26 protein-coding genes are annotated in these 21,588 nt (G+C 57.4%); 21 read left to right on the forward strand and 5 right to left on the reverse strand.

Features of this window, described 5'->3' with window-relative positions; translation table 11 throughout:
- Positions 1-117 precede the first annotated feature (117 nt).
- The 16 genes from POR16_RS11885 (at position 118) to POR16_RS11960 (ending at position 13,621) form a co-directional block, all read left to right on the forward strand.
- Positions 118-567 carry a hypothetical protein gene (locus tag POR16_RS11885; RefSeq protein WP_005892883.1) on the forward strand — a complete coding sequence of 150 codons (450 nt, stop codon included), beginning with the start codon at positions 118-120 and terminating at the stop codon, positions 565-567.
- A 140-nt stretch (positions 568-707) separates the two neighbouring features.
- Positions 708-1,409 (forward strand): DUF3053 domain-containing protein, encoded by a 702-nt coding sequence (locus tag POR16_RS11890; RefSeq protein WP_024690039.1) that lies wholly within the window; start codon positions 708-710, stop codon positions 1,407-1,409.
- Between the two features lie 84 nt (positions 1,410-1,493).
- Positions 1,494-2,042 (forward strand): GNAT family N-acetyltransferase, encoded by a 549-nt coding sequence (locus POR16_RS11895; protein ID WP_005892880.1) that lies wholly within the window; start codon positions 1,494-1,496, stop codon positions 2,040-2,042.
- A gap of 27 nt (positions 2,043-2,069) precedes the next feature.
- On the forward strand, positions 2,070-2,693 hold the full coding sequence (locus POR16_RS11900) for a glutathione S-transferase family protein (RefSeq protein ID WP_005892879.1): 624 nt from the start codon (positions 2,070-2,072) through the stop codon (positions 2,691-2,693).
- Positions 2,694-2,763: 70 nt separating this feature from the next.
- Positions 2,764-3,189: a DUF3830 family protein gene (locus POR16_RS11905; protein WP_005892877.1), complete on the forward strand. Its 426-nt coding sequence runs from the start codon at positions 2,764-2,766 to the stop codon at positions 3,187-3,189.
- A 115-nt stretch (positions 3,190-3,304) separates the two neighbouring features.
- Positions 3,305-3,748 carry a hemerythrin domain-containing protein gene (locus tag POR16_RS11910; RefSeq protein ID WP_005892875.1) on the forward strand — a complete coding sequence of 148 codons (444 nt, stop codon included), beginning with the start codon at positions 3,305-3,307 and terminating at the stop codon, positions 3,746-3,748.
- Between the two features lie 48 nt (positions 3,749-3,796).
- Positions 3,797-4,156, forward strand: coding sequence for a hypothetical protein (locus POR16_RS26585; protein WP_042932522.1), 360 nt, complete (start codon positions 3,797-3,799; stop codon positions 4,154-4,156).
- A 358-nt stretch (positions 4,157-4,514) separates the two neighbouring features.
- Positions 4,515-5,366: a transporter substrate-binding domain-containing protein gene (locus POR16_RS11920; protein WP_005892873.1), complete on the forward strand. Its 852-nt coding sequence runs from the start codon at positions 4,515-4,517 to the stop codon at positions 5,364-5,366.
- Between the two features lie 64 nt (positions 5,367-5,430).
- Positions 5,431-6,093 (forward strand): amino acid ABC transporter permease, encoded by a 663-nt coding sequence (locus POR16_RS11925; RefSeq protein ID WP_005892872.1) that lies wholly within the window; start codon positions 5,431-5,433, stop codon positions 6,091-6,093.
- Between the two features lie 9 nt (positions 6,094-6,102).
- Complete coding sequence (locus POR16_RS11930; RefSeq protein WP_005892871.1) at positions 6,103-6,765, forward strand: amino acid ABC transporter permease; 663 nt, start codon at positions 6,103-6,105, stop codon at positions 6,763-6,765.
- Complete coding sequence (locus POR16_RS11935) at positions 6,762-7,553, forward strand: amino acid ABC transporter ATP-binding protein (RefSeq protein ID WP_005892870.1); 792 nt, start codon at positions 6,762-6,764, stop codon at positions 7,551-7,553. The genes POR16_RS11930 and POR16_RS11935 overlap by 4 nt, the downstream gene beginning before the upstream one ends.
- A 38-nt stretch (positions 7,554-7,591) precedes the next feature.
- The gene (locus tag POR16_RS11940) at positions 7,592-7,978 is read left to right on the forward strand and encodes a RidA family protein (RefSeq protein ID WP_005892869.1); all 387 of its coding nucleotides are present in this window, start codon (positions 7,592-7,594) and stop codon (positions 7,976-7,978) included.
- A gap of 77 nt (positions 7,979-8,055) precedes the next feature.
- Positions 8,056-8,820 carry an IclR family transcriptional regulator gene (locus tag POR16_RS11945; RefSeq protein ID WP_005892868.1) on the forward strand — a complete coding sequence of 255 codons (765 nt, stop codon included), beginning with the start codon at positions 8,056-8,058 and terminating at the stop codon, positions 8,818-8,820.
- 16 nt (positions 8,821-8,836) lie between these two features.
- Positions 8,837-10,042, forward strand: coding sequence for an amino acid deaminase (locus POR16_RS11950; protein WP_005892867.1), 1,206 nt, complete (start codon positions 8,837-8,839; stop codon positions 10,040-10,042).
- A 26-nt stretch (positions 10,043-10,068) separates the two neighbouring features.
- On the forward strand, positions 10,069-10,992 hold the full coding sequence (gene kdgK / locus POR16_RS11955) for a 2-dehydro-3-deoxygluconokinase (RefSeq protein WP_005892865.1): 924 nt from the start codon (positions 10,069-10,071) through the stop codon (positions 10,990-10,992).
- Positions 10,993-11,122: 130 nt separating this feature from the next.
- The gene (locus POR16_RS11960) at positions 11,123-13,621 is read left to right on the forward strand and encodes a UvrD-helicase domain-containing protein (RefSeq protein WP_162010093.1); all 2,499 of its coding nucleotides are present in this window, start codon (positions 11,123-11,125) and stop codon (positions 13,619-13,621) included.
- 38 nt (positions 13,622-13,659) lie between these two features.
- Here POR16_RS11960 and POR16_RS11965 read toward each other — a convergent pair whose 3' ends face one another.
- On the reverse strand, positions 13,660-13,926 hold the full coding sequence (locus tag POR16_RS11965; protein ID WP_005890896.1) for a DUF1652 domain-containing protein: 267 nt from the start codon (positions 13,924-13,926) through the stop codon (positions 13,660-13,662).
- Positions 13,927-14,302: 376 nt separating this feature from the next.
- Between POR16_RS11965 and POR16_RS11970 the strand changes: the two genes are divergently transcribed.
- The gene (locus POR16_RS11970) at positions 14,303-15,382 is read left to right on the forward strand and encodes a polyamine ABC transporter substrate-binding protein (RefSeq protein ID WP_005890894.1); all 1,080 of its coding nucleotides are present in this window, start codon (positions 14,303-14,305) and stop codon (positions 15,380-15,382) included.
- A 27-nt stretch (positions 15,383-15,409) separates the two neighbouring features.
- Here the strand turns inward: POR16_RS11970 and POR16_RS11975 are convergent, their stop codons facing one another.
- Genes POR16_RS11975 through POR16_RS11985 form a run of 3 tightly spaced genes read right to left on the reverse strand, consistent with a single transcriptional unit; the run spans position 15,410 to position 17,976 of the window.
- The gene (locus POR16_RS11975) at positions 15,410-16,123 is read right to left on the reverse strand and encodes an ABC transporter ATP-binding protein (protein ID WP_005890892.1); all 714 of its coding nucleotides are present in this window, start codon (positions 16,121-16,123) and stop codon (positions 15,410-15,412) included.
- Positions 16,124-16,126: 3 nt separating this feature from the next.
- The gene (locus POR16_RS11980; RefSeq protein WP_122381305.1) at positions 16,127-16,969 is read right to left on the reverse strand and encodes an ABC transporter permease; all 843 of its coding nucleotides are present in this window, start codon (positions 16,967-16,969) and stop codon (positions 16,127-16,129) included.
- Positions 16,966-17,976: an aliphatic sulfonate ABC transporter substrate-binding protein gene (locus tag POR16_RS11985; RefSeq protein ID WP_005890886.1), complete on the reverse strand. Its 1,011-nt coding sequence runs from the start codon at positions 17,974-17,976 to the stop codon at positions 16,966-16,968. Before POR16_RS11985 ends, POR16_RS11980 begins: the two co-directional genes overlap by 4 nt.
- Before the next feature lie 32 nt (positions 17,977-18,008).
- Here POR16_RS11985 and POR16_RS11990 point away from each other — a divergent pair, with 32 nt between their 5' ends.
- Together POR16_RS11990 and POR16_RS11995 are read left to right on the forward strand one after the other, a co-directional pair.
- Positions 18,009-18,224, forward strand: coding sequence for a hypothetical protein (locus POR16_RS11990; protein ID WP_005890885.1), 216 nt, complete (start codon positions 18,009-18,011; stop codon positions 18,222-18,224).
- Between the two features lie 252 nt (positions 18,225-18,476).
- Positions 18,477-19,163 (forward strand): hypothetical protein, encoded by a 687-nt coding sequence (locus POR16_RS11995; protein ID WP_042932330.1) that lies wholly within the window; start codon positions 18,477-18,479, stop codon positions 19,161-19,163.
- 30 nt (positions 19,164-19,193) lie between these two features.
- Here POR16_RS11995 and POR16_RS12000 read toward each other — a convergent pair whose 3' ends face one another.
- On the reverse strand, positions 19,194-20,189 hold the full coding sequence (locus tag POR16_RS12000; RefSeq protein ID WP_005890883.1) for an aldo/keto reductase: 996 nt from the start codon (positions 20,187-20,189) through the stop codon (positions 19,194-19,196).
- Positions 20,190-20,346: 157 nt separating this feature from the next.
- Here POR16_RS12000 and lexA point away from each other — a divergent pair, with 157 nt between their 5' ends.
- Both lexA and imuA read left to right on the forward strand, forming a co-directional pair.
- On the forward strand, positions 20,347-20,964 hold the full coding sequence (gene lexA / locus POR16_RS12005) for a transcriptional repressor LexA (protein WP_024671519.1): 618 nt from the start codon (positions 20,347-20,349) through the stop codon (positions 20,962-20,964).
- On the forward strand, positions 20,964-21,584 hold the full coding sequence (gene imuA, locus POR16_RS12010) for a translesion DNA synthesis-associated protein ImuA (RefSeq protein ID WP_042932329.1): 621 nt from the start codon (positions 20,964-20,966) through the stop codon (positions 21,582-21,584). The genes lexA and imuA overlap by 1 nt, the downstream gene beginning before the upstream one ends.
- The last annotated feature ends 4 nt before the right edge of the window (positions 21,585-21,588 follow it).

Raw genomic sequence — 21,588 nt, forward strand, 5'->3', positions numbered from 1 at the left:
CGCGTGACCTGATGCTCAGCAGCAAAGCCCCTCTAACGTGCTGATCATTAAAAGATTCTTATGAAAATAATATCATCGTGATATCATTTCGTTAAATTCAGGCAACGGAGCTGCGAAATGCGTTTGGCTACATTCATGAAAATCTCGGTCATCCTGGCTGCTGCGGCGGTAACGGGCTGTGCCAGCATCGTCAGCGACTCGAAATACCCGGTATCGATCACGTCCAGCCCCTCCGGGGCTGCCTACGAAATCGTCAATCAAAGCGGTGTGTCGGTTTATTCCGGTGTTACGCCTGATCAGGTCACCTTGCGCGCCGGTGCTGGCTACTTCGATGGCGAATTGTACAAAGTGACTTTCCGCAAGGATGGATACGCCAGCAACATGCAGACGCTGAATTCCGGTATAGACGGCTGGTATTGGGGCAATATCGTGTTCGGTGGCCTTATCGGAATGTTGATCGTCGATCCACTGACGGGCGCCATGTACACACTTCCAGAACGCCTTGATTCGCGTCTGATTGCGACGCCAGTGGCACTTGCTCCCGCTGCTGGCAAGTCGACGCTCTGACCGCATGTGGGAACAGTGTTGTGCCCTATCTTTTCAGTCATCACGGAACTAGATGATGTCACTGCGAGACTATAAGCACGCGTATGTTCAGTGAGCGGTTTGGCTGAACAGGCATTCTTATGATCTCGGAGGTTCATGACATGAAGTCCCTTTTCCGTCCAGGCTTGTTGCTGGCTGTCGCGTTACCCTTGTTGCTGGCTGGTTGTGGCGACAAGGAGCCTGAGCAGCGCACCGCGTTCACTCAGTTCCTGCAAACCCGCATTATCGACAAGCCTGGCCTGCATGTACCCAAGCTGACGGACGACGAGAAAAAAGCCTTCGGCGATTACAGCTCCCACTATGCTGTGATTTCAGATTTCGGAGCCGGCATGGATACTGCGGTGCAGCCACTCAGTGGCTTGATGCAGAAGGGTTCGTTTCGGTCGGTCAGCGATGTCCTTGAGCGTCGTGCAGACCTGGTTGCGGTGCAGACAGGCCTTGATGAAGTCGGTGAAAAACTGACTGTCGAGCAGGGAAAGGCAGATGCTGCACACGCGAAACTGAAGCAGCCTGATGATTTGAAAGTTGTCTACGACAAGGCTTATGACCGCACGGTCAGCGTACCGGCGAACACGTTCCGTGAAGTACTGCCACAGATCAAAGGTACTTTTGCCAGTGGCTTGAAGGTTGCTGATTACGTTCAGGCGCACAAGTCGCAAATCGATATCTCGGGTTCGGCAATTACCGTCAAGGACCCGGTAGTACAGACAGAACTCAACAAATTGCTGCAAGAGCTGAATGAGCAAGGCAAAAACGCTCAGCAAGCTCAGGCTCGTCTGCAGTCGCTCATGACCGGACGCTGAGGCTGGCGGCCTGGCTTGCGTGCCAGGCCTGCCTGTCGGGTATGATCCGGGTTCAAGCCCTCGGCCCCCGGGTCAACTGATGTAATGAACGCCACTCCTTGCCACACCATCACATTGCGTGAGGCCTCTGCCACAGACACGGTCTGCCTCAGCGCGCTCGGCATACAGGTTTTTCTCGACACCTACGCGACGCAGGGCATTCGGGAGTCCATCGCCCGCGAAGCCCTCGACGCGTTCTCTCCTCAGGCCTTTGCGCGCCTGCTTGCCGAGCCTGCAACACTTATTGCGGTGGCAGAGTCAGACGGCCATCTGATCGGCTTTGCTCAGGTCACCTTACGCACTGATCACCCGATGCTGGGCATCTCGACTGCCGCTGAGTTGCAGCGCCTTTATGTGCAAGAGCGTTTCACCGGGCGCGGTGCCGGACGCTTATTGCTCAAGGCTGCCGAGCAGCACGCCGCCGCCCACCATGCTTCACTGCTTTGGGCGACGGTCTGGGTCGGTAACGAGCGTGCGCTGGGGTTTTATCCGCGCCAAGGGTATGCGATGAAAGGATCACCTCATTATGAGTTTCAGGGTGAGGTTCATGAAAATCACTTGTTCGGCAAACATCTGATGCCGTTAGAGCGCTAAGACTGTTGCTCTGCAGAGGGGGCTTCAATGCTACGGATACTCGGGAAGGCATCGTCCATCAATGTACGGAAAGTGCTTTGGGCATGTGAGGAACTTAATATTTCGTTCAGTCGGGAAGAGTGGGGCAGTGGCTTCAAATCGACCGATACTGAGGAGTTTCTTGCCCTCAACCCCAACGCAATGGTCCCGGTTATCATCGATGACGGCTTTGTACTGTGGGAGTCCAATAGCATCCTTCGCTATCTGGCTGCCCGTTACAACGGCTGTCATCTTTACCCATTCGAGCCAATTGCCAGAGCGCGTATCGATCAATGGATCGACTGGCAAAGCGCTGATCTGAACCCGGCATGGGGCTATGCATTCATGTCGCTGGTACGCCGTTCGGCCGATCATCAGGACGTCGTTGCTACCGCTGCATCGTGTGCGAATTGGGTCCGGTACATGCAGATACTTGATCAACAGTTGGAAATGACAGGCGCTTATGTGAGCGGAGAAACGTTCACGCTGGCCGATATTCCCGTCGGGCTTTCGGTCAATCGCTGGTTCGAGACACCGCTCGATCATCCGGATCTGCCTGCTGTAAATATGTACTACGAGCGTTTGAGCAGTCGGCCCGGCTATCTCTTGTATGGCCGCAACGGAACTCCGTGACTCTGCGTTACGGCCGCGTTTATTCTTTTGCACCCGTTTCGGGTCCCTACGCTTTAAAGGAGCTCTTTCAGTGACCACTATCAGAATCACCACTGGCGGATATGAGTTTCTGGCTGAAGCCAACCCGGATGCGCCACAGACTGTCGAGGCGTTTCTGAAGTTGTTGCCTTATCGGCAGAAGTTCATCCATGTGCGCTGGAGCGGTGAAGGCTGTTGGGTGCCGCTGGATGATTATCAGTTGAAGCTGGATGACAAACTGATCGGTTTCGAGAACGCAACCAGCCATCCTTCGGTGGGCGATATTCTTTTCTATCCAGGCGGCTACAGCGAAACCGAGATTATCCTGGCCTATGGTTCTTGCTGTTTTGCCAGCAAGATGGGGCAGTTGGCAGGTAATCATTTTTTGACCATCACTCATGGCAAGGAAAACCTGCGCAAACTGGGCGTCAAGACTCTTTGGGAAGGCGCTCAGGACGTGGTTTTCGAACTGGCCTGAGCATGCTTTTACAGTGCAATGGTAGTTTGCCAGCATTTCTTTGAACTGCTGATCCTGGTCAGGGGTCTAGTCCACAATGCTTCCATGTCCCGGAAGCCGACCCGGAGACCCGACCTTGAATATTTTCGAAGCCCTGCGCGAAAGCCATGACCGTCAACGTGGCTATGCCGATGCGCTGATCCAGACCAGCGGCGACAGCGCCGAGCGCGAGAAAGCCTACAAGCAGCTCAAGGAAGAGCTTCAGGCCCATGAAACTGCTGAAGAGCGTCATTTCTACATTCCGTTGATGGCTCACGACAATGGCGTGGACCTGAGCCGTCATGCCATTTCCGAGCACCATGAAATGGATGAAATGATGGAAGAACTCGACGAGACCGAAATGTCGAGCCCGGCCTGGCTGGCAACGGCGAAAAAGCTATCGGAAAAAGTGCATCATCACTTGAAGGAAGAAGAGCAGAAGTTTTTCCAGATGGCGGGAAAGTTACTCGACGAAAAGCAGAAACAGACGCTGGCTGGCGAGTACGTTAAGGAGTACGAAGAACAATTGGCTGAGGGCTGATACTTCGCTGCAATGCTAGAATCGGCTTTTTATCAGCGTGGGCATGACATGAAGTTTCTGTTTTTAGCGAGCTTTACCCTGGTTGCAGCTGCCGCGTTGAGCGGGTGCGCAGCGCCTTCTGCTTCGGCACGCTCGGCAGGGCCTGTAAAGGTGCTGTCCAGCGCCAAGCAGGATAGCGCTGTCGCCCAGTGCATTCAGGTGACTTGGCAAAACGAAGCCATGTTCGGTACGTCTTCGGATGTATTCCTGCATGACTTGTCAGGCGGCGGCTTCACCGTATTCACCACCGAATCGACTTATTTCGCAGATGTGCACGCGAAAGGCCCGGCCACCACCGTCGAGTTTTATGCGCCACAAGGCGATTCCCAAGCGGCATTGCGTTCTGCGGCGATTGCTACCTGCCTTTGAGCTGCCCAAGGCTCGCCCGCATGCCTATGCCCTGCATTGGCATGCATCCCACGGCGCACCAAGCACACATCTTCAGCATCGCGCAACATCATTCCGGACTGTAGCGCTGCCACCCATTGCAGCGTACCCGCACAGGAATGGGGCCTTACCACTCAATTGTGACAGCCAGTAGCGGGTCGTTAAAAATCCGCTTGCAATCGGCTGCCGTACATTTGTTTTCAGGCTGTTGTTTTATCTCGGTTTATTTACTCGATGTTTTTAGTTTGCCATTTATGGCACACTTTCTGCTGCCTATTCCGTTGTTACATACCAGAGTCCGCTATAGCGGAATAACCAGTACCTCGGCGGAGTTTATGTCATGCATCGCGGACCTTCTTTTCTGAAAGCTTGTGCGTTTGTTCTTGCAGCCTCATTCAGCCTGACTAATACCGGGCAGGCGGCCCAGGGAAGTAAACTTGAAGCAGTATTGAAACGCGGCAACCTTGTCGTCGGCACAGGCAGTACCAATGCGCCGTGGCATTTTCAAGGCGCGGACGGGAAGTTGCAGGGCTTTGATATCGATATCGGTCGGATCATCGCCAAAGGCCTGTTCAATGACCCGAGCAAGGTCGAGTTCGTGGTGCAGTCTTCGGACGCCCGGATCCCCAATCTGCTGACTGACAAGGTCGATATCAGTTGCCAGTTCATCACCGTCACCGCCAGCCGTGCGCAGCAGGTGGCATTCACACTGCCGTACTACCGCGAGGGTGTAGCGCTGCTGCTGCCTGCGAACAGCAAGTACAAGGAAATCGATGACCTGAAAGCGGCGGGCGATGGCGTCACCGTTGCCGTACTGCAAAACGTCTATGCCGAAGAACTGGTGCATCAGGCACTGCCCAAGGCCAAGGTCGACCAGTACGACAGCGTCGATCTGATGTACCAGGCGATCAACTCTGGTCGCGCCGATACGGCCGCGACCGACCAGTCTTCGGTCAAGTACCTGATGGTGCAAAACCCAGGTCGCTATCGCTCACCGTCTTTTGCCTGGAGCCCGCAAACCTACGCATGCGCCGTCAAACGTGGCGACCAGGACTGGCTGAACTTCGTCAACACCGCCTTGCATGAAGCCATGACCGGCGTCGAATTCCCGGCTTATGCCGCTTCGTTCAAGCAGTGGTTCGGCGTTGATCTGCCTGTGCCAGCAATCGGCTTTCCGATGGAATACAAATAAGTCCACTTTGACCTTCAAGGGCAGGGCAGGCCATCAGGCCTGCCCCTGTCAGGTACGGGCAAGCATGAATTATCAATTGAATTTTGACGCCGTATGGCGCGACTTTCCCAGCCTGTTGGCGGGTTTGGGGCTGGGCCTGGAATTGGCCCTGATCTCGATCGCCATCGGTTGCGTGATCGGCCTGATGAACGCTTTCGCGCTGTTATCGCGTTATCGGGCACTGCGCATTGTGGCGTCCATCTACGTGACGGTAGTGCGCAATACGCCGATTCTGGTGTTGATCCTGCTGATCTACTTTGCCTTGCCAGGGCTGGGTATACGCCTGGACAAGCTGGCCTCGTTCATTGTCACGCTGTCGCTGTACGCTGGTGCCTACCTGACCGAGGTCTTCCGGGCCGGGCTGCTGAGCATTCACAAAGGCCAGCGTGAAGCGGGTTTGGCGATTGGTTTGGGCGAATGGCAGGTCAGGGCCTACATAACCGTGCCGGTCATGCTGCGCAATGTGTTGCCTGCGCTTTCCAACAACTTCATTTCGTTGTTCAAGGACACGTCGCTGGCGGCCGCCATTGCTGTCCCGGAACTGACCTATTACGCACGCAAGATCAACGTCGAGAGCTACCGGGTGATCGAGACCTGGCTGGTGACCACCGCGCTGTATGTGGTGGCCTGCTACGTGATTGCGATGCTTTTACGTGCGCTCGAACAACGTCTGGCGATTCGCCGCTAGGAGGCCATCATGTACCAACCCCCTGGCTGGTTGCAGGAATTATGGACGGCACGAGAAGTACTCTGGTCGGGCTTTTTGACCAGCATTCAATGCTCGGCGCTGGCGATTGTCGCGGGCACGCTGATCGGCATGCTGGCCGGTCTGGTGCTGACCTATGGCGGTTTTTTCGCACGACTTCCGGTCCGCCTCTACGTGGATCTGATTCGCGGCACGCCGGTATTTGTCCTGGTGCTGGCGGTTTTTTACATGGTACCGGCGCTGGGCTGGCATATCAGCGCCTTTCAGGCCGGAGCAATAGGCTTGACGCTGTTCTGCGGCTCTCATGTTTCAGAGATCGTGCGAGGTGCGCTACAGGCCATTCCTCCCGGCCAGATCGAGGCAGGCAAGGCGATAGGTTTGCGTTTCAGTCAAACGCTTCGCTACGTGCTGCTGCCACAGGCCATGCGCCAGATCCTGCCGACCTGGGTCAACTCGTCGACCGAGATCGTCAAGGCCTCGACCTTGCTTTCGGTCATCGGCGTCGCTGAACTGCTCTTGAGCACGCAGCAAGTGATCGCCCGGACGTTCATGACCCTGGAGTTCTATCTGTTTGCAGGCTTCCTGTTCTTCCTTATCAACTACGCCATCGAGCTTCTCGGGCGACAAATCGAAAAACGGGTGGCCTTGCCATGACATTGACTCAGACTGCAACCCCCGGCCCGGCGCTGCTCAGCATTGAGGGCCTGCATAAATCCTATGGCAATCTAGAGGTGCTCAAGGGCGTCGACCTGCGTATGCAGAAAGGCAATGTCGTGACCCTGATCGGCTCCAGCGGGTCTGGAAAGACCACTTTGCTGCGCTGCGTCAACCTGCTGGAAGAGTTTCAGGGCGGTCATATCCGCCTCGAAGGTCAGGATATCGGCTACAGCCACATAGACGGCAAGCGTGTTCGTCACCCGGAACGTCTGATTGCACAGCACCGTGCCATGACCGGGATGGCGTTTCAGCAATTCAACCTGTTCCCACACCTCAGTGCCTTGCAGAACGTGACCCTTGGCCTGCTCAAGGTCAAGAAGATGCAAAAGGACCAGGCGATTGCACTCGCCGAAAAATGGCTGGATCGCGTCGGGCTGCTGGAGCGGCGCAACCACTTTCCCGGCCAGTTGTCCGGCGGCCAGCAGCAGCGTGTAGCCATCGCTCGCGCCATTGCCATGAATCCCAGCCTGATGCTGTTCGATGAAGTGACCTCGGCACTGGACCCTGAACTGGTGGGCGAGGTGCTGAGTGTGATAAAGGACCTGGCCGAGGAGGGCATGACCATGTTGCTGGTCACCCACGAAATGCGTTTTGCCTATGAAGTGTCAGATCAGATCGTCTTCATGAATCAGGGTCGCATCGAGGAGCAGGGGCCACCAAAAGCCTTGTTCGAGCAGCCGAAATCGGCACGCTTGAGCGAATTTCTCAAGAACATCCGCTTTTAACGTTTCATCATGTTCAACGTTCAACCAAGGAAAACCTCATGACTATTACCCGTTATGGCGCTGGCAGCACCGCAGGTGGCGGCCAGCCGCGCCCATTCGCCCGAGCTGTCGAAGCAGATGGCTGGCTGCATGTTTCCGGGCAGGTCCCCGCGCAGGACGGCGAGATCATCGTTGGCGGCATTGTCGAGCAGACGCACCAGACCATGCGCAATCTGATCGCCATTCTCGAAGAGGCCGGTTATGACATCAAGGACGTAGTGCGCGTCGGTGTGTGGCTGGAAGATCCTCGGGATTTCTGGAGTTTCAACAAGGTGTTCGGCGAATACTTCAGCCCTGAACATGCCCCCGCTCGCGCTTGCGTACAAGCCAGCATGATGGTCGACTGCAAAGTCGAAATCGACTGTATTGCCTACAAGCGGAAGTAGTAGCAGTCAGCGCAAAGCGGCAGGCGACAGGGCTTTCGGCCTGAGCTTGCCGTGTGAAGTTTTCTTAAGGAATCGGCATGACTGAAGACGTGATCAAACGCCGGGCGCGTGGGTTGGACCGGGCGTTCGATATTCTGGATTTCCTCAAGGAAAAGGCCAGGCCTATGCGCCCCAATGAAATAGCCAGCGGCATTGGCAGCCCCAAGTCGACTGTCTATGAGTTGGTGGCGTCGTTGCTGGAGCGGCGGATTCTGGAGTCGGTCGGCAAAGAAGGGCACGTCTATCTCGGTCGTCAGCTGTATTTTCTCGGCCAAGCACACTTGCGCCATTTCGATTTCACACGCGAGGCGGAAGCCTGCTTGGGCGACATCGTCAGTCAGACCCGAGAAACCGCGCAGATGTGCCTGCTCAACGGCCGCAAATACACAGTGGCATTGATGAAGGAGGGCGAAAGGCATTTTCGGATTTCTTCGGACATCGGCGAAAACGCACCGATCCCCTGGACCGCTTCCGGACGTTTATTGCTCAGTCACCTGACCGATCAGCAAATCATCGACCTGATCGATCCCGATGATTTCATTCTGCCGGGCGGTGAGCGTTTGCCGCTGGAAACTTTTTTGCGGGAAATCCGCAAGGCAGGCGAAGAGGGCTTTTTCTCTTTCGACAGCGTGGCCGATACCTTCACCCATTGCTTTGCCGCGCCGGTCAAGGACGAGCGGGGTCAGTGCATTGCAACCCTGTGCATCGTGGCGCCACGTGCTGACGCAAAAACCCATTACGACGACTACCGGCGGGTGCTGATCGACAGTGCCAATGGCCTGGCTCGCCGAATCAACGAATAATTGCAGGAGGTTACCGATGAGCACCGCCGTCATGGAAAAAGGTAATGCGCAACCGGGGAACAGCCTGGTCAGCGATGTCAGCCTGCCCGCGCTGGTCATTCACAATCAGGCACTGGAGCACAATATTCGCTGGATGCAGCGCTTTGTCACCGATAGCGGTGCGGAGCTGGCGCCGCATGGCAAGACCAGCATGGTCCCGGCATTGTTCCGCCGCCAACTGGACGCCGGTGCCTGGGGCATGACCCTGGCGACCGCTGTGCAGACCCAGGCTGCCTATGCTCATGGTGTAAGGCGTGTGCTGATGGCTAACCAGTTGGTCGGAACGCCGAACATGGCAGTGATCGCCGAGCTGCTGGCTGATCCGATGTTTGAATTTCACTGCATGGTCGATCACCCGGACAACGTGGCAGCGCTGGGGGCGTTTTTTGCATCGCGCGGGCTGCGTTTGAACGTGATGATCGAATACGGTGTGCCGGGCGGGCGCTGCGGCTGCCGTAGCGAAGCTCAGGTGCTGGCCCTGGCTGACGCCGTTCAGGCTCAACCGGCGCTGGCGTTGACCGGCATTGAGGGGTACGAGGGCGTCATCCATGGTGATCAGGCGGTTGCCGGCATCAAGGAATTCGCTGCGTCGCTGGTGCGCCTGGCGGTCGAGTTGCAGAACAAAGGCGCCTTCGCCCTGAATCGCCCGATCGTGACGGCTTCAGGCTCGGCCTGGTATGACCTGATCGCCGAAGCCTTCGACGCTCAGGCGGTTCGCGAGCGGTTCCTCAGCGTTCTGCGGCCCGGCAGCTACGTGGTGCATGACCACGGTATCTACAAGGATGCGCAATGCTGCGTGCTGGACCGGCGCGCCGAGTTGAGCGAGGCGCTGCGTCCGGCCCTTGAAGTCTGGGCGCATGTGCAGTCCATGCCTGAAACAGGTTTCGCGGTCATTGCCATGGGCAAGCGCGATGTTGCCTACGATGCAGGGCTGCCCAACCCGCTGTTGTGCTACAAACCGGGTGCGTCGCCCGGTTCAGGGGTCGATGTCAGCGCCTGCCAGGTCACTGCGGTGATGGATCAGCATGCCTTCATGACAGTTGCGCCCGGCTGCGAGCTGCGCGTGGGCGATATCATTTCTTTCGGCACCTCGCACCCGTGTCTGACCTTCGACAAGTGGCGTTCAGGTTGCCTGGTGGATGATGACCTGCGGGTTATCGAACCTTTCACTACCTGTTTCTAGTTCAAGCTTTTGCAGGAGTCAACGCTATGAGCCTTCCACGAATCGCCCTGATCGGCGAATGCATGATTGAGTTGCAACAGCATGCCGACGGCAGCCTGCACCAGAGCTTTGGTGGTGACACTCTGAATACCGCCGTCTATCTCTCCCGTCTGCTGGGAGAGCGCGCCAAGGTTGACTATGTCACTGCGCTGGGCGACGACAGTTTCAGCGATGCCATGTGCCGGGCGTGGGCCGACGAGGGCATTGGTCTGGGCAAAGTGCAGCGTATGTCGGGCCGGTTGCCGGGGTTGTACTGCATTCAGACCGATGCCAGTGGTGAGCGTCGTTTTCTTTACTGGCGTAATGAGGCCGCCGTGCGCGACTGTTTCATGACGCCGGCTGCCGAACCGATTCTTGCGGCACTGGCCAGCTATGACGTGTTGTACTTCAGCGGCATTACGCTGGCGGTGCTGGGCGAACAGGGGCGTGCGCGCCTGCTGGAAGCGCTGGGCCGTGCCCGCGCGCGCGGCGTCAGGGTGGCATTCGACAACAACTATCGGCCTCGGCTGTGGGCCAGTGTCGAGCAGGCACGCGAGGCCTACCAGGCGTGCTTGCCGTATGTGGATCTGGCGCTGCTGACCGATGATGACGAGCAGGCGCTTTACGGTTACACCGACAGCGAGCAATTGCTCGCAGCTTATCGCGATCGCGGCATCGGAGAGGTGGTGGTCAAGCGCGGTGCGCAGAGCTGCCTGATCGAGGCGGGTAGCGAGCGCTTTGAAGTTGCGCCTCAACGCGTCAAGAACATTGTCGATACAACGGCAGCCGGAGACTCATTCAGCGCTGCCTACCTGGCTGCGCGACTGCTGGGTGAAAACCCTTTACAGGCCGCCGAAGCAGGGCATCGGCTTGCCGGCGTGGTCATTCAGCATCGGGGTGCATTGATACCGAAAACAGTCATGCCGCTTTGACAGCACCTGCTACATTGCATGCAGTTGATCGGCTAACGCACTGACAGCAAAGCATTTCACTGGAACCTGCAGACGAATCCAGCCACCATAGGCGCCTGTATTCTGTCTGCAAGCCACCAATGGAGTCTGCGTGCCCGACGATCTGCCTTCCGAGCTTCCCCATGACCTGGATGTCGATCTGCTGCCGCCGCGCCAGCTGCCGTTTCTCAAACGTCTGCTGGCGCGTGTGATGGCGCGCGGTCTGACCAGGCTGAGCGCGCAGCACACGCCGTCGTGGTTTCAGGGGCACGCCGACGGCTACCTGAACGGTCATATCGAAGGGGTCAGCGAGGGTTATGCCGAAGGCTATCTCGATGGCCAGGAGCAGGGTCGTCAGGTTCTGGTCATCAATGACAAGCGTCCGGCTCTGCATCGCGGTCCTAAAGTGGACGATCATCTGTTCGATGACTGGCGTGTTGCGCTGACGCCTGAGCTGAAGAAGCGCGTCAAGAGTGACGTGGCCGAAAAGCTGCCTGCGCAGGCTCAGCCCAGTGCCGCGCAATGGAAGATGATTTTCAGTGACACGCCGTCCACTTACGTGATCGCAGGTGCCGGGGCGGGCAAATCTACATCGCTGGTATTGCGTATCCTGCTGCTGCATCACTATCTGGGCTTTGAGCTGAACGCGATGACGGTGGTGACCTTCACCCGGGAATCGCGCAAGGATTTCATCAGCAAGCTGATCGATGTCATGGCCTTGTGGGGGCATGCAATGGGGCAAAAACAGGCCCGGGACCTGGTGCGCACCTTCCACTCGCGCATTCTGCCGCTGGTGCGCAGCCTGCCGGGGTTTGATCAGCTGCGAGCGTTCGAGAACCTTGGCAATCAGTCTGCGGGGGCAGAGGATGCGGACAGCAACCCCTTTGATCTGCGGATCAACGACGCTCAGCGCCAGCAGTTGAACCTGTGTTATCGCGACCTGTACGCCAGCAATGAGCGTTTTCGCGAGGTTATGGCGCCGCTTTATCGACACTCCTTGCAGCTCAAGGAGCTGGACCGCGATCACCCTGACGTGCAAAAGCGCGTCACGGTGACCGAACTGTCCTCGAAACGGGATGAAGAGTGGTGTGACACTGTCGAGGACCTGTGGATCCGCGCCGGGGTCTGGCCTATAAAGGGCATTGAGCCTATGCGCCAAACCGTTGAAATAAATGGTTTTCCGTTTCATTTTCACGGTTATATCGCGGAGCTGGATGCCTGGGTCGTATTGGGCCTGGACGCCAGTGAGGACCAGCAGCTGAAACGCCCGGGCGCCAAACTGCCAGTCTGGGCCGAAGGCGTCATAAAGCGCACCCTGTTTCAAGCTTTCTGCAGTAAGCCATTGATATGGTTAGATAACTATCGATCAGCCAGCGAGGTGTTGCAGTCGTTGTCCGGGGCTGCAGTGGCCGGGCCGGGATTCGATTATCGTGTCAAAGGCGAGTTGAGCGCAGCACCGTTGCTGGACTGCTTTGTCAGCGCCGCCGGCTTCATCGAGAACCTCGGGCTGGATGTGCCAGACGCCGTCGCCGAAATGAGTTTCGCCAGCGATGACCCGGACCGCTTCTTCTTCGAGGCGCTCAGCCTGTTCTGGAAAGCCTTCGAACAACACCTTCAGGCCCAGACGCCTCCGATCATGACCTACAACCGCATGTTTGCATTGTTCGGAGAAACCTCGCCGGAAAACCTCAAACACGTCAGTGACGAGATGTTGAGACCGCTGTCACATTTGATGATCGACGAATTTCAGGACGTTTCGCCACAGATCGTTTCGTGGATTCGCGCCAGTTTGCGAGAGATCAGGCGTCGTGGTCCCGCAATGCACGTCGGGCGTATCGCGCAGCATTCATCATTGCTGTGCGTGGGTGATGACTGGCAATCGATCTATGGGTGGCGGGGCAGTTCGCCGAAGTACTTCATGGAGTTCGCCAAGGAGTTTTCCTCTCCGGCGACCACCAAGGTCATGCTCAGCGAGAATTTTCGCAGCCATCAACACATCATCGACGCGGCCGAGCATATTGTTCGTGCCGCACCGGCCATTCCCGGCAAGAAAGCCCGTGCCAGCGGTGCGCCTCAGGAGTTGTTGCCTGTCAAAGTACTGGACCGCGACGAGAACGAGCTGGCCGAGCGTGTGGCCGAGCACTACAACGACGGCGATTCGATTCTGTTGCTCTATCGCAAGGGTAGCGAGAAAGCCCGGTTTGCCGAGCGTCTGCAGGCGTTGATCGATGCCGACGCTGCAACGGGCAATCAGGGTCGGCGTATCAGGACGCTCACCTACCACAGTTCCAAAGGGCTGCAGGCAGATGCCGTATTCCTGTTGGGCGATTGTCAGCACCTCACCGTCTCGCCTTACAAGAATCAGGTCTATCGGCTTGCCGGTCTGGGCGACGCGAACGATCTTCAGCCGTTCGATACCGCGCAAAAGGATGAAGTCTTGCGTCTCGCTTACGTGGCCATCACCCGCTCGGCACGGCATTGTTATTGGTACATAGACGAAACAGCAGGTGCAGCGGCGGCCGACAGTGCTCACATGCCCAAGGCATCAGACCGTATTGCCCGGGATAAGCCGTTCTTTGATGATCTGCGTGGCAGGGTTCAGGCTGGCTGAGCCCAGGTGCAGTCGATGATTTCACTTCGACTACATGCTCAGGAGAAGCTGGTTATCTGCTGATGCGTGCTTGAACCGAACAATTCGAGCTCGTCCTCAATCGCTTCGATGATGCGCTCTACGTCGGCTGCGTTCATCACCGTGGAGCAAGGCAAGCCGGCAATCGCCACTACCGTTTCGCCACTTGCGCGATCGAACAGTCGGGCAATCATGCTGCCAGGCGCATCCATCGAGGCTTCGAAGCCAACTGGATGAAAGTGCCAGCGCATCAACTGGCAGGCGTTGGGAAAGGTGACTTTGTTCATAGCGATGGCCCACCTGAATCAACCGAGCTTCCAATGCTCCATGGGGTAGGCAGACCAGTCAGGATGTGTCTGGCAAAGTCATGATGACCAGACGATGAGCGGCCTTGCCAATCATCTGTCGGGACGCTGCTTTCCAGCAGGTTTACTGAGCGATCTGACGAACACTGAAAATAGCATCAGTCAGGCTTTTGCTGGAAAAAATTTTTATGACGCTTGATGAAAAAATTCAATTATATGAGCGGTATCATTAAAAGGTATTGATAGGGTCGCGCCATACAGTTATTAACGACTTTGAGGGCGTGGATATCCCCCGTACCACATTGGTTTTCCCGTAGCACCTCGGGCAAGCTGTCACTACTGACCCGAGGAACTGCGCATGCTGAAAAGATCCTTTGCTGCACTGATGCTGCTTGCCTCGACCAGCCATGCGGCTGAAACGGTCAATATATATAACTGGACAGACTATATTGCTCCGGACACGCTCGAAAAATTCGAAGCGGCCAGTGGCTTCAAGACCACTTATGAGACTTTCGAAAGCAACGAAGCGCTGGACGCAAAGCTGGTGGCGGGTCATTCGGGCTATGACCTGGTCTTTCCGTCCATCCACTTCATGGGGCGGCAGATCGACAAGGGCCTGCTCAAGACCCTCGACAGAAGCCAGTTGCCCAATTGGAAAAACCTCAATCCGGTATTGCTCAAGGTTCTCGAGGCTGGCGATCCTGGCAACCAACATGGTTTTCCTTACCTCTGGGGCAGCACCGGAATCGGCTACGACGCCGTCAAGGTCAAAGCGCTGCTCGGCAAAGATGCGCCGGTTGACTCCTGGGGGCTGGTCCTGAAACCGGAAAACATGAAAAAACTTGCCCAATGCGGCGTTGCGTTTCTGGACAGCGCGCCTGCGCTGCTGCCCATTACCCTCAATTACCTCGGCTTGCAGCCGCACAGTGAAGTACCAAGCGACTATGCGCAGGCCAGGAAAGTGCTCGACAGCGTAAGGCCATATATTCGCAATTTCAGCTCGGCCGATTACATCGCCGACCTGGCTGCGGGCAAAATCTGCGTAGCGGTAGGTTATTCGGGCGATATTTCCCAGGCTCAGGAGTTGGCCAAGAAAGTCGCAGACGGTCCGAACATCACCTACGTGGTGCCCAGGGAGGGGGCTCCGATGTGGTTCGACATGATTGCCATTCCTGCTGATGCCCCGAACACCAAGGGCGCTTACGCCTTCATGAATTATCTGCTGCGGCCGGAAGTGATCGCCAACATCACCAATACCGTGCATTACGCCAACGGTAACGAGAAAGCAGATGCCTTGATCAGTCCTGCGCTCTGGACTGATACCGACGTATACCCCGATGCCGAGATGCTGAGCCGGTTGTTTGTCATGGTGCAGGTGCCGATCAATATCGAAGTCCTGCGCCTGGGCATCTGGGACACCTTCAAAAACACCCCCTGAAGGGCCGACCATCTGCTGTCTGGCGTGTCAAATGACATGCGCCTGATGCAGGCCGGTCAGTGCCTGGGCCTTCAGGCGAGCCAGCAACGGATCTCGGCGATCTCTGGGTGCTGGCACTTCGACCAGCAGTTCATGGGTGATGGTGCCGGGGCGGTTGCCCATGACCAGCACCCGGTCGCTCAGGTACAACGCCTCGTCGACATCGTGAGTGACCAGCAACAGTGCGATGGCATGACGCCGAGCCAGTTGCAGCAGCAGGTCCTGGAGCTTCATGCGGGTAAATGCATCCACCGCGCTGAATGGCTCATCAAGCAGCAATATTGCCGGATGCGAATACAGGCCTCGGGCGAGTGCCACGCGTTGCGCCATTCCCCCTGACAGCGCTTTGGGCAAGGCATCGGCAAACCCCGACAGACCCACTTCCTCGATCAGTTGCTTGACCCAGGCGCGATCGTAGCTGTCATCGTCGCTGAAACCGATATTCTGTTCGACGGTCAGCCAGGGCATCAGGCGCGGCTCCTGAAACACGAACGCAACCTCGCCCTGTACCCGCTCCACCGAACCCCGAAAGTCCTGCTCCAGTCGGGCGACGATTCGGAGCAGGGTGCTTTTACCGCAGCCGCTGGGGCCCAGCAGACTCACGACTTCACCCAACCGCAATGACAGGGCTATGTCACGCAATACTGTATCGCCAGCAAAAGCCTTGCGTTCCACTCGAATATCCATCAACACATCCGGCATTGATCAATCCCCCTGACCCTTGAAGGTGTCTCGCCAGGCGAGAAAGCGTTTTTCGAGACCCGCCAGCACGCTGTCGCTCAACTTGCCCAGTGTTGCCAGAACGATGATGGCGGCCAGCACGATGTCCGGGCGCGAGGTTTCGCGGCCGTCACTGAGCAAATAACCCAGGCCTTTGGTGGCTGCGATCAACTCGGCGGCCACCAGAAACATCCAGGCCAGGCTCATGCCGCTACGCAGTCCGGTGAACAGACCGGGCAGGGCGGCAGGCAACAATATGCGCCGAGTGAGGCGGTAACGATTGAAGCCATACATCTGCCCGACCTCCACCAGCTTGCGGTCAATGCCTCGAATCGCTGCCACGCCGTTGAGGTAAACAGGGAAAAACGCCCCGATCGCAATCAATACGACTTTCGAGGTTTCGCCAATGCCCAGCCATAGCAGCAGAAGCGGCACCCAAGCCAGGCTCGGTATGGAGCGAAGGCCGGCGAAGGTCGGTTCCAGATAAGCCTCTGCCTCTCGACTGAGGCCCACCCAGGCGGCAAACACCAAGGCCAGACCGGCGCCGATGAAAAATCCGCTGAGCACGCGCAACAGGCTGGCACTGATGTGCTTCCACAGTGCGCCATCTGCCAGATCCCGCAGCGTCAGCAGGATGTCGCTGGGGGCTGGCATCTGATAGGACGGCAACCAGCCGATGCGTACGATTATTTCCAGCAACACAACGATCACCGCAGGCACGACCAGGCCCTTGAGTGGCGTTTTGTAGCGCTGCCAGAGTGTGCGTTGCGCCTCGTCAGACAGTACTGGCGGCGCCGAGGCGGGTAACGATTTGTCTCGGCTGGTCATGGGTTCGCGGTCACGGCTCTGGAAAATTCAGGCGTGATCAACTGATCAATCACCTGTTCGACATTCACACCTTTGCGCACCAAGTCCTCAGACACCAGAATCGGTGCTGCCAACCTGGACGCTTCCACGTCTTTTGCGCTCAATTGCGGATTGCTCAGGTCTGTGCGTGACAATTGCAGCCTGGCGACATCCAGCGGCAGGCCCGACTCGGTGGCCAGCAATTTTGCCAGCTCATCGGGGTTTTTCACCGCCCACTCACGGGCTTTTTCATAGGCGGCCAATACAGTCCTGATCGCTTGCGGGTGCTCTTTGGCATAGGTTTCAATGACACTCAGAACGCCATAACTGTTGAAGTCCTTATTGCGGTAAAGCAAGCGAGCGCCGGACTGGATTTCACTGGCCGCCATATGTGGGTCAAGCCCGGCCCACGCGTCCACGTCACCTTTCTCAAGCGCGGTACGGCCATCTGGATGCTGCAGGTGCAGCAGCTCGACATCATCTTTTTTCAACCCGGCCTGTTGCAGGGCACGCAAGGTGAACAGGTAAGGATCGGTGCCCTTGGTCGCGGCGATTTTCTTGCCTTTGAGTTCGGCGACCGATTGCAGGGTTGAGTCCTTGCGCACCACCAAAGCCGTCCATTCTGCACGGCTATAGACGTAGACCGACTTGATCGGGCTGCCGTTGGCCTTGGCCAGTACCGCGGACAGGCTGGCCGACGAAGCAAAATCGACGCTGCCGCTGTTCAGATATTCCAGCGAGCGGTTACTGCCCTGACTCAGTACCCAAGTGACTTTGGCATCCGGCAGAGCTTTCTCCAGCCAGCCGAAATGCTTGAGCGCCAGGCTGACCGGCGAGTAATAGGCATAATCCAGGCGCACTTCGGCAGGCGCCGTTTCTGCGCCCTGAACCACGCCTTGCAGGCTCCACGCGATTGCACAGGCCGCGGCCACCCAGCGGACGAGACGGCGTGAGGTCAGCAGCCGATAAGAAACGGGGGGGTGTGTCATAGTGGGCGTCCAGATAAAGGAACAGGGCTGCAATGACTGATTTGTATATTCAAAATCAGCAGTCCAAAGTGTGTGAAATTCACAAAATGGAATATTGCACGCTCTGTGCCAATGACCTGAAGCCTTTGGCAGGCAAGGGCTCGGGACGTTTCTCAGTACAACGCGTTGTTGAACAGGTAGCAGCCTGTGAGTTTGCTGTTGGGCGAGCAACAGTAGGCCTTATTACTCTGCTTTCGACGGTTTTCTGACAGTTCTCTCTGTACGCGGGACGGTTTTTTTCATGGCGATTGCAACAGAATCGCTTTTTGACACTCTTAATCGTCCACATTCTTAATTTCGAAACATGTGCGCACTAAGATTCGCGCGTGGTCAGGGGTGCTCGCTATTGCGCCCTTGCTCTACTGATCCGCAGAAACTCTCGGGACGAACTGCACACGCTTGCACATTCGCACCAGCCAATGGGCTGATCCCTTTCAAATGCGCAACGGACTCAGAAGATAATGAATATTCCAAAAATGCCTTTGACCGCCCGTCTTCAGCGCCGCATCGCCTGGTTCTTTTTCCCGTCAGTGCTTGTGGCATCTGCACTGGTTCTGTTTGCCATGGGTAAAGGGGTGCATGCCGAACCCAAGAACGGCACCCAGACTCTGGTCTTTCTTCGCCACGCCGAAAAACCGGCGATGGGGTTGGGGCAGTTGAACTGCCAAGGGCTCAACCGGGCCATAGAACTGTCGGAAGTGCTTCCCAGAGAATTCGGCAAGGCTGACTTTATTTTCGCCGCCAACCCCAGCCGGCATGTGGAAGAAGGTGAGGGCGACTTGTCCTACAGCTATGTCCGGCCCCTGATGACGGTCGGGCCAAGTGCGATCAAGCTGGGTCTGCCGGTCAATATCGACTTCGGCGCCAATGACACCAGTGAACTTGCCAGCGAGTTTATGCAGGACAAGTACCATAACTCGATCATCTATACCGCCTGGTCACACGGCTACCTGCCGGAGCTGATCAACAAGGTCGCTGAAGAGGCGTCTGGCAAGGCCGTCAACCTGGTGGATGACTGGACCGGCGACGATTTCGACTCAGTGGTGGTGGTCACCTTGAAGTGGGTCGATGGCAAAGCCACGCTGGATTACAAGACTCACAAGCAAGGCCTTAACAACGGCACCGAGGCTTGCCCTACGACAACCTGATACCCGTCGCTTGATCGGGTGTCGGATCTGTCAGCCGTTGAGAGACTTCATCGATTCCGGGCTGTAACGCTCACCTGAAGCTGCCCCGCGGGACGGAAAGATTGCGTCCAGTCGGGCCAGTTCATCTTCACTCAGGGTCAGCGTGGTTGCGGCCACATTGCTCTCCAGATACTTGCGTTGTTTGGTGCCTGGAATCGGAATGATGTCGTTGCCTTGCGCCAGAACCCAGGCCAGCGCCAGTTGAGAGGCACTGCTGCCCTTGGCTGCGGCCAGCGTCTTGACCTGTTCCACCAATGCCAGATTACGATTGAAGTTCTCGCCCTGAAAGCGTGGGCTGAAGCGTCGGTAATCATCGGCGGCGAAGTCGTCAGGGGTCTGTAGCGCGCCGGTCAGAAAGCCACGGCCCAGCGGGCTGTAGGCAACAAAGGCAATGCCCAGACGACGGCAGGTGGCAAGCACATCATTGTGTTCCGGGTCTCGTGACCAAAGCGAGTACTCGCTTTGTACCGCTGCCAACGGATGCACCTTGTGCGCTCTTTCGATGGTCGCGGCACTGGCTTCACAGATGCCGATATGACGAACCTTGCCTGCCTTGACGAGCTCGGCCATCGCGCCAATGGTTTCTTCGATCGGCACATTCGGGTCTACGCGGTGCTGATAATAAAGGTCGAGGTAATCGGTATTCAGCCGCTTGAGGCTGCCTTCGATGGCCTGGCGGATGTACTCAGGGCTGCCATTTACCCCTCGCGCATGCGGGTCGTCACCGCGCACGATGCCGAACTTGCTGGCCAGATGGACCCCCTCACGCTTGCCTTGCAGGGCCCGCCCCAGCAGGGCCTCATTGGTATACGGGCCGTACATGTCAGCCGTATCAAGAAAAGTGACACCCAGCTCCAGCGCACGGTGCAGCGTTGCGATGGACTCCTGCTCATCAATGCCGGTGGTATAGAAATCCGACATGCCCATGCAACCCAAGCCTGTAGCGGAAACCTGCGGACCGTTTTTACCCAGTTGGCGCGTGATCACAATGAGTACTCCTGATGTTTGAAGAGCCGTAGAGTGTCTGCTCTTTGACTGGCGCTATAAACCGGGTGTTTGTGATTTCACTGTTGGGAAAATCCGAATAATAGCCTTCCTCAATCCGACCAAACGCGCTAGCCACAAAATACCGAAAGGAGTACAAATGTACTCCATGAGCACATTATCTCCACGTCGTAGCGCCATCCTTACCTTCATCCGCGACCGCATCGCGCAGCAAGGGCAATCGCCGAGCCTGGCGGAAATTTCCGAAGCTTTCGGTTTTGCTTCACGCAGCGTGGCGCGCAAACACATTGTGGCCCTGACCGAGGCCGGTCTGATCGAGGTCGTGCCGCATCAGGCCCGCGGTATTCGTCTGCTGAACAGTGAGCCACGTCCCGAGCTGCTGGAAATTCCGGTGCTGGGCCGTGTGGCTGCAGGTGCTCCCATCGGGCCGGATCTGGATATACACACCACGCTGCATCTGGATCGCAGCACGTTCACCCGCGTGCCCGACTACCTGTTGCGCGTGCAGGGCGACTCGATGATAGAGGACGGTATTCTTGATGGCGATCTGGTCGGTGTACACCGCAACCCGCAGGCCAGTGATGGGCAGATCGTCGTTGCCCGTCTGGACGGCGAGGTCACCATCAAGCGTCTGCAGCACCGCGGCGATCAGTTGCACCTGCTGCCGCGCAACCCGGCTTACCAACCGATCATCGTCACGCCCGATCAGGACTTCGCCATCGAAGGCGTGTTCTGCGGGCTGGTCCGGCGCGAATGATGGGCGCGTTGGTCAGTCTGGACACCTTGCTGGACGAGCGCAGGGTCTGGAAGGGTCGTCAGCAGGGCACGTCGCAGGTCAGCCCGCATCCCAGCGGGCATGCGGCGCTGGACAGCGCTTTGCCCACCGGTGGCTGGCCTGCTTCGGCGCTGACCGAAATCCTCATTGCGTCCAATGGCAGCGGTGAATTGCGCCTGTTGTGGCCGAGCCTGGCGCGTTTGTCGGGCAGTGGTGAGCGCATCGTGCTGGTCGCTCCGCCTTATATTCCCTATCCACAGGCCTGGCTCGCTGCCGGGGTCGACCTGCGTCATCTGGTGGTGATCGAGGCCGGTACGCGTGATGCCCTGTGGGCGGCCGAGCAGTGCTTGCGTTCGGGCAGTTGTGGCGCGGTTATTTGCTGGCCCGGCATGGTCGATGACCGTGCATTGCGGCGCTTGCAGGTGGCCGCCGAAACCGGGCAGACCCTGGCATTTGCCTGTCGCCCCCAACAGGCTGCTGCCAACCCATCGCCGGCCGCACTGCGGATCGCTGTCGATACCTGTCCGGCACAAATGCGCGTGCTCAAGTGCCGCGGCGGGCTGGCACCGCCTTTTCCGATTCCATTCCCGACCGACGCTTGAGGTT

Source organism: Pseudomonas coronafaciens pv. oryzae str. 1_6 (assembly GCF_000156995.2).
In the GTDB taxonomy this organism is placed as follows: Bacteria; Pseudomonadota; Gammaproteobacteria; order Pseudomonadales; family Pseudomonadaceae; genus Aquipseudomonas; species Aquipseudomonas tremae.